At 72.4% G+C, this 8,029-nt stretch carries 7 protein-coding genes; all 7 read left to right on the forward strand.

Annotated elements, in window-relative coordinates; all coding sequences use genetic code 11:
• Nucleotides 1-3 precede the first annotated feature (3 nt).
• The 7 genes from ACWDX7_RS07810 (at nt 4) to ACWDX7_RS07840 (ending at nt 7,888) form a co-directional block, all read left to right on the forward strand.
• Entirely contained in the window at nt 4-1,215 is a 1,212-nt protein-coding gene (locus tag ACWDX7_RS07810; protein WP_451489214.1) for an MFS transporter, read from the forward strand.
• 263 nt (nt 1,216-1,478) lie between these two features.
• Complete coding sequence (locus ACWDX7_RS07815) at nt 1,479-1,844, forward strand: hypothetical protein (protein WP_451489215.1); 366 nt, start codon at nt 1,479-1,481, stop codon at nt 1,842-1,844.
• A gap of 173 nt (nt 1,845-2,017) precedes the next feature.
• Nucleotides 2,018-3,784, forward strand: a complete 1,767-nt coding sequence (locus tag ACWDX7_RS07820) for a CoA transferase (protein WP_451489216.1) — start codon at nt 2,018-2,020, stop codon at nt 3,782-3,784.
• Nucleotides 3,781-5,484 (forward strand): class I adenylate-forming enzyme family protein, encoded by a 1,704-nt coding sequence (locus ACWDX7_RS07825; RefSeq protein WP_451489217.1) that lies wholly within the window; start codon nt 3,781-3,783, stop codon nt 5,482-5,484. The genes ACWDX7_RS07820 and ACWDX7_RS07825 overlap by 4 nt, the downstream gene beginning before the upstream one ends.
• 152 nt (nt 5,485-5,636) lie before the next feature.
• Nucleotides 5,637-5,936: a hypothetical protein gene (locus tag ACWDX7_RS07830; protein WP_451489218.1), complete on the forward strand. Its 300-nt coding sequence runs from the start codon at nt 5,637-5,639 to the stop codon at nt 5,934-5,936.
• 42 nt (nt 5,937-5,978) lie between these two features.
• A complete protein-coding gene (locus ACWDX7_RS07835; RefSeq protein ID WP_451489219.1) occupies nt 5,979-7,235 on the forward strand; it encodes a nucleotide sugar dehydrogenase in 1,257 nt (418 codons plus the stop codon).
• 113 nt (nt 7,236-7,348) lie between these two features.
• The gene (locus ACWDX7_RS07840; RefSeq protein ID WP_451489220.1) at nt 7,349-7,888 is read left to right on the forward strand and encodes an EF-hand domain-containing protein; all 540 of its coding nucleotides are present in this window, start codon (nt 7,349-7,351) and stop codon (nt 7,886-7,888) included.
• Nucleotides 7,889-8,029 lie beyond the last annotated feature (141 nt).

The following is an 8,029-nucleotide window of genomic DNA, read 5'->3' on the forward strand; positions in this document are numbered from 1 at the left end:
GACATGACCATTCAAGAAGAAACAAACACGCCCGCGGCGCCGCAGAAGCAGGTGTCCCCGGCCCGGGGATGGCTGGGTGTGGCCGCCATCACCGCCAGCCTGTTCGTCTTCCTCACCACCGAGCTGATGCCGATCGGCCTGCTCACCCCGCTCAGCGAGAGCCTCGGGGTCTCCGTGGGCTCGGCCGGTCTCATGGTCACGGCGCAGGGTGTGGCGGCCGGTCTCGGCGTGCCCTTCATCGTGGCATGGACCCGGCGCGTCAACCGGCGCCGGCTGCTGACCACACTGCTCGCCGTCCTGGCCGTAGGCAACCTGATCACCTCGATCGCCCCGAACTACCCGCTCATCCTGGGCACCCGCCTGATCATGGGCTTCGCCAGCGGCGTCTTCTGGGCCATCGGCGTCAGCATGGCCATGCGCATCGTCCCGGAGAAGCACGCCAACCGGGCCGCCGCCGTCGTCATGTCGGGCATCTCGATCGCCACCGTCGTCGGCATCCCGCTCGGCACCCTGCTGGAGAGCGCCACCGACTGGCGCACCACCTTCCTGATCTGGGCCGGCCTCAGCGCTCTGGTGTTCCTCGCGGTCGCCTTCACGATCCCCTCGCTGCCGTCGGCCAACGCGGTCTCGGTCCGGGAGGTCTTCGGACTGCCCGGCAAGAACGTGCAGCTGCGCGTGGTCCTGGTCATGGTCGTGTTCTTCGTCCTCGGCCACTTCGGTGCCTACACCTTCGTCCGGCCCTACCTTGAGGAAAGTACGTCCGCCACGGTCGGCTTCATCACCGTCGTCCTCATCGTCTTCGGCATCGGCGGCGCGATCGGCAACTTCATCGGCGGCCAGACCGTCAGCAAGAGCCTGCGCGGCAGCTTCATCGTGGGCGGCCTGGTCATGATCGCCGCGCTCGCCATGCTGCTGACCATCGGCACGAACGACATCGGCGTGATCGCCGCCATGGTCCTGTGGGGCCTTGCCTTCGGCGTCGTCCAGCTCAGCCAGATCAACATGACGCTCTCGGCGGCGCCCGAGACCTTCGAGGCCGCGATGTCGCTCAACACCATGGCCTACAACACCTGCATCGCCCTGGGCGCCCTCATCGGCGGCCTGTTCGCCGACCGGGTGGGCGTCACGAGCGTTGTCTGGTTCGGCATCGTCCTGGTCGCCCTCGCCGTGATCCTCCGCGCCGCCACCGGCCGCCGGACCACGCCGGCGAGCTGACCCCCCTGGACCACCGAAGTGCGGTCCCGGTCCCGCCCTCACTCTGACGGCGGGACTCCGGGAGCGGATGGTCGCGCCACCCCCGTCGCGACCTCTCCGCACCGCCTCCGGTGCCGTGGGCGCGTGTTCCCGGCCGGCGACGGCGGAGCACGCGCCCACTTCGCATTCCCGGCGGGGACCACCCGCCCCGCACCGCCGCCCCGCACCATCCGCCGTGCCGCCGCCGCGGCCCGGCGCTCACCGGAAGGCCACGGCACCGCCCCATGACGACCCCCACCGACCGCACGGAGCCCGCCGCCTCCTTCGGTGAGCCGGCCCTGGACCTGTCCGACGACCTGGCCGCGGGCCGTTGGACGCCGACCCCCCTGGACCGGCGCCTCGCCCGGCTCCTCGTCATCACATCGGCGGGCGACGGGCAACTGACGGCGGAACGGCTCCGTGCGGCGTTGTGGGAGGGCGGCGAGCCCTTGCTCCGCCAGCCGGACAACCGCTTCGCATCTCTACTGGCCCAGCTGATCCTCGGCACGGCATCCGTTACGGACGAGGCGGCGGTCCATGCCCTGCTGCGCCGCCTGACCCCGCCCAGGCAAGTCGTCGCGCAGGCCCCGGCGCCCTCGTTCGCGCCCTGAACCGGTCCGGCCGGCCGGCCCGCTCAAACAGCCCTGCGAACCCTAGCCATTGGGGATGAAGCGGCGCCTTCCCCGTGCCCCCGGCCGCCCTCCCGCTGTTCTTCCGGCGGAAAGATCGTTCCGATGCCCGGAGAGGGCACGGGGCAGCGAGGCGGGGGAGGCGGTCAGCGCACGTGAGCCTGTCCGAGGAGGCCGGGCCCCGGCCGGCGCCCGCGGCCACCCGTACCGCCATGTCGGTGGCCGAGGAGCTGCTGGGCCGTACGCTCGGTCCCCCACGCTGTCGCATCGGCAGGTCCGCATGGGCCATCGGCGGCGCAGGGCCGGTGGGGATCGACGCGGGCGACGAGCACGCGGTGCAGGCCGCGTGCGGCGTCATGCAGGTGCACGGCCTGGCCACCGGCGCCCCGGCGCCGCTCGCCGTGGACTACGTGTCCACGGTGACCGGCGTGCTCGCCGCTCAGGGCGTCACGGCAGCCCTGCTGGCCCGCGGACGCGGGCGACCGCCGCTGCGGACCGGCACCTCGCTCGCCCAGGGGGCGCTTCTGGCAGTCACCCAGTACCTCGCCGTCGCCACCACGGACGGCGCTCCGAGGACACCGCCCGGAAGCGGCACGGGGCTGGCCACCCTCACCACCGAGGACGGCACACTCATCGAGATCGAGACGCTCGACCCCCTGGCCTGGGGCGGATTCTGGTACCGGCTGGGCGTGCCGGCCCGGGTGGCGGGGCGCGGCTGGCTGCCCTTCCAGACTCGGTTCGCAACGGCGGTCTGTCCCCTGCCCGCGGAACTCCGCGCCGCCGTGCGGGCGCACCCCTTGGCAGCCGTACGTCAGGTCGGCGCCGCGCACGGCGTGTCGGTGGCCGAGGTCGGGGAGACGACGACGGCGCCGGCCGGCCTGGCCCCCTGGGTGGTCGAACCGTCCTCCTCGGCCCACGTGTCCCACCGTCCCCAGGTTGTAGCCAGGAGCTGCGGAGACGGAGACGTACTGCCGCTGACAGGTGTGCGGGTGATCGAATCGGCCCGCCGTATCCAGGGGCCCATGGCCGGCCACGTCCTGCGGCTGCTCGGCGCCGAGGTCGTACGTGTCGAACCCCCCGGCGGCGACCCCATGCGCGGTCTGCCCCCTGTTGCCGGGGGCTGCTCGGTCCGGTTCTCCGCGCTCAACCACGGCAAGTCCGTGGTCGAGGCTGATCTCACCACCCGCCAGGGGCGGGAGACCGTGGGCGAGCTGGTGTCCCGCGCCGACGTCTTCCTGCACAACTGGGCACCCGGCAAGGCGGAGAGCCTCCTGCTGGACGCAGACGCGCTGCACGCTGTCAACCCCCGCCTGGTGTACGCCTCCGCCTCGGGCTTCGGCACCGCTCTCGGCCCGGTCCCGCCGATCGGCACCGACTACCTGGCCCAGGTGCACGGCGGCCTCGCCGCCGCGCTGCGCCCCGCCGGGGAGGTACCCGCCCCCTCCCTGATGACCGTCACCGACGTGCTGGGCGGTCTGGTCCTGGCGCAGGCCGTGCTCGCCGGTCTCCTCGCGCGTGAGGAGACCCACCGGGGCTGTCACGCCACGTCGTCGCTGCTTTCCGCGGCGGCCTTGGTCCCGCGCCCGGTCCGGCGCGTCGGACTGTCCCCGCTGGACCGTCCGCTGCCCACGGCCGACGGGCTGCTGTACCTGGGAGCCGAGGCGCGGGCACGCCCCCGAGAGGTGGCCCGGACCTTCGGCGCCACCGGTACCGCACCGATGGAGGAGCGGCTGAGGACCCGGGGGACGGAGGAGTGGCTGACCGAGCTGCGGAGGGCAGGGCTCGCGTCCGTCGCCGTCCGCACCGACCTGTCGGACCTCGCCAGGGACCCGGCCTTCGTCCGGGCCGTCCTGCCGCCGGACGACCACCTCCCGTACGCCCGTCCCGCCACACCCTGGGAATTCACGGAGGATGCCCGGTGAACGCGACGCACACGGTGCACGAGGCCCCCTGGCGCTCCCGGAACGGCCTGGAGTTACCCGACCGGGTCCCTCGCGCCGATCGCAGGGCGTGGGAGGCCCGGGGCTTGTGCCCCGACGCCGACCTGTTCTCCCTCTTCCAGGGACACGCGCTCGCCTCCCCCGGCCGCGACGCGGTGGTGGACGGACAGGGCACCGTCTCCTACGGGGAGCTGTACGCGGAGGTGCTGCGCATCGCGGCCCTGTTCGCCGAGGCGGGGCTCGGCGCCCGGGACGTGATCGCCCTCAGACTGCCCAACGGGCGCCTCGCCGCGGCGACGGAGCTGGCCGTCTACGCCCTCGGCGCGGTCGCGTTGCCCTACCCGCTGGGGGGCGGGATCCGGGACACCCTCTCGCTCCTCACTCGGTCCAGGGCGGGCGGAGCCGTCTTCAGCGAGAGCGAAGACCTCGAAGCGTCGGCCGAACTACCTTGGCTGCGAGCCGTGTTCACGGTTCCGGACAGCGCGGCCGACACCGCTCACACGGTGGCGGCCGGCGCATGGCGGCTGGACGGGGCCGTGCCCGACGGGTTGGTCCGACCGGACCAACCCCCCGCCGAGGCCACCGCTCCGGCACGAATTCTCGTGTCCTCCGGTTCCGAGGCCGAGCCGAAGCTGGTCGCCTACAGCCACCAGGCCATGGCCGGGGGGCGAGCCGCCTACGTACGGGCCCTCACCGGCCACCGGTCCGAACCGCCCCGGCTCCTGGTCCTCGTCCCGCTGGCCTCCTCGTACGGCTCGCTGGGTGTCCCGGTCACGCTGGCGGCGCTCGGGGGGACCCTCATCGTGCGCGAGCGCTTCAACGCCGCCGACGCGCTCCGGGCGGTCGGCGATCACCGGCCCACCCATGTGCTCGGGGTGCCGACCATGCTGCGGCGGATGGCGGACCTGCCGCGCCTCCCCGGGGAGGACACCTCCTCCCTACGGGCTGTCGTCTCCAGCGGCGCCGCGCTGCCCTTCTCCACCGAAGCCGCCTGCCGGGAACGGTTCGGCGTGCCGGTCGTGACCGTGTACGGCTCGTCGGACGGCGTGAACTGCCACACCGCCGCTCCCGGCGCCCCGCCCGGGAACACCGCGGGCACCCCCGATACCGCGGTGGCTTCCATCCGGATCGTCCGGCCGGACGGCTCCCCGGCCTCTACCGGGGAGCCCGGGGAGATCCAGGCCAAGGGCCCCATGACCCCGCTGTGCTACGTGGGCGCTCCTGAACTGGACGCCCGCTACCGCACGGCCACCGGCTGGGTCCGCACCGGCGATCTGGGGGCGCTCGACGAGGCGGGACGGCTGCGGGTTCTCGGCCGGCTCAAGAACGTGGTGATCCGGGGCGGTTACACCATCAGCCCGGCCGAGGTGGAACACGAGCTGGGCACCCATCCCCAGGTCGCGGAGGTCGTGTGCGTACCGGTGCCGGACGAGGAGTTCGGGGAACGGCTGTGCGCGTGCGTTCGGCCGGTGCCGGGGGCCCCGGCGCCGGTCCTGCGCACCCTGACGGCGCACCTCGGCGCCCAAGGACTGGAGCGGCGGAAGTTCCCCGAGTACCTGCTGGTGCTGGACCGGGTGCCGCTGCGGTCCACGGGGAAGATCTGCCGCCGCACCGTCACCGCCTGGGCCGTGGACGCCGTGGGCGCGGGCACGCCGCCCGGCGCGACGGTCTCCCCGCGCTGAGCTGGAAGATTTCACTCATACAGGGGAGTTTCCGAATATACGGCACTGACTTGCTGAATCGCATGCAATCCTGGAGAAACAAACGGAATTTGAAATTCAACTCCTTCGCAACAGGGGGACGTTGCGACCCGGCAAGTTACGGAGAAGCTCTCTTGCGACGTTCCCTTGTCACCCTGGTCCTCGCCTCCAGCGCCGCACTGGGCCTCCTCCAGACCCCGGCGACCGCCGCCGAGGGGACTGTCACCGTCTTCCGGACAGAGGTGCAGCCCCTGGCCGTGTACGAGAACCCGATGGGCTGCCACAAACTGCCGACCGCGGCGCACGTGCTGACCAACGCCACCGACAGGCCCGTGCGTGTCTACGGCGACCCGTTCTGTCTCGGGCCGTCCGTCACGGTCGCCCCCGGCCACGGCTCCCACGTGGTGCCCGGCAGCGGCAGCTTCAGCGGCTGACGGCCGGACCGCGAGGGGACACACCGGACACATGGGGGACGCATGTTGACAGAATTAGCCGTGGTCGGTCTCGGCTACGTCGGCCTCCCGCTGGCCCGCCGGGCCTGCGAGGCAGGGCTGGCGGCCGTCGGCCACGACATCGACGCCACCGTCGTCGGGAGCCTGGGCCGGGGCCGCTCCCACATCGGGGACATCCACGACGAGGACATCGAGGCGATGCGCGCCGCGGGCTTCCGCGCGAGCACCGACCCCGACATCCTCACGGGCGCCCACACCGTCGTCATCTGCGTTCCGACCGGGCTCACCCCGGCCGGCGAACCGGATCTGGAACCGCTGATCTCGGCCGTCCGTACCGTGGCCCGCCGCCTCGAACCGGGCATGCTCGTCTGCGTCGAGTCCACCAGCCACCCGGGGACCACGGAGGAGATCGTCCGGCCCCTGCTGGAGGCGTACGGCCTGCGCGCAGGCGAGGACTTCCACCTGGCGTTCTCGCCGGAGCGCATCGACCCCGGCAACCGGCGCCACACCTTGCGCAGCACGCCGAAGATCGTCAGCGGCTGCACCAAGCTCTGCGCCAAGCACGCCGCCGCCTTCTACGAACGCCTCGTCGACGAGGTGGTCATCGCTTCCGGAACCCGGGAGGCGGAAATGGCCAAACTGTTGGAGAACGCCTACCGGTACGTCAATATCGCGCTGGTCAACGAGGCCGCCGTCTACTGCGACCGGGTCGGCATCGACATCTGGGACGTGCTGCGCTGCGCGGACACCAAGCCCTTCGGGTTCTCCGCGTTCCGGCCGGGCCCCGGCGTTGGCGGCCACTGCATCCCGGTCGACCCCCGCTACCTCATGACCCGCGCCGCCGAGCAGGGCTTCACCTTCCGCACCCTGGGTGCCGCCCGCGCCGTACTCGACGCGATGCCGCAGCACGTCGCCGACCGCGCCCGCGACCTGCTCGTCGCGGCGGGCAAGGACCCCGCGCGGGCCCGGGTCACGCTGCTCGGCGTCGCGTACAAGGCCGACATCGCCGACACCAGGGAGTCACCCGCCTACGCCGTGGCCCGCGCGCTGCTCGCCCACGGGACCCGGGTGGCCTACCACGACCCGCATGTCGAACGGTTCGAGGTGGACGGCGTATCGGTCCCCCGGCAGCCGTCGCGGGAGCGGGCCCTCGGCGACTCCGACCTGGTGGTGCTGCTTCAGGAGCACTCCGACTACCGGTCGGCCGACTGGGACGGCGCCACCTGCCCGGTGCTGGACACCCGGGGAACGGCGGAAGGCCGACGCGTGGTGCGGCTCTGACGCACCACGCCCACACAGACCTCCGGCAAAGACACGTGATCCGTGTCCCGGCCGGGGACGGCGCGTCCGGACGCCCGTCCGGACGTCACCTTGAGGAACAAGGAGAACGACCCATGACCATGGCAGTCGGCAACGTCGCGCAGGAGCGTCTGTCCAAGCGATTCGACAAGTGGGACACGAACGGCGACGGAGTGCTGGAGCCCTCGGACTTCACCACCGAGGCAGCCACCATCGCGCGTGCCTTCGGTGAGTCCCCCGACTCGAAGAAGGCCGTCGCGCTGCGCGACGGCTTCATCGCCATGTTCGAGCACCTGGCCCGGAAGGCGGGCACCACGCCGCAGGGTCCCCTCAGCCGCGAGCAGTTCCTCAAGGCTGCCGGTGAGGTGGTCAAGGGCGGCGCCGCGACCTTCAACCCGGTGATGGGTCCGGTCACCAAGGGCATCGTCGCTCTGGCAGACCGCGACGGTGACGGCGTCATCGACGGCGCCGAGTTCGCCGCCTGGCTCCAGGTGCTCGGCCTCGGCGAGGCGGAGGCCCGCGACGCTTTCCGGCAGATCGACACCGACGGCAGCGGCAAGCTGTCCGAGGACGAACTGCTCGCCGCGGTACGCGCCTTCCACCTCGGTGAACTCGACGTCGAGCTCCTCGGCTGAGTCCGTCAGCTGATCTGACGCCGGCCGGCCGACGACCCTCTGGGGCTGCCGCGGGACGCTGCCCCGTCCGGACGCTGAGCGGACGGGAAGGCGGTGTCTGCGGCGTGCCTCGCGCATCCCCCACCTCTTTCTCCCCGTGCC

It is taken from the genome of Streptomyces sp. NPDC003034 (assembly GCF_053591375.1).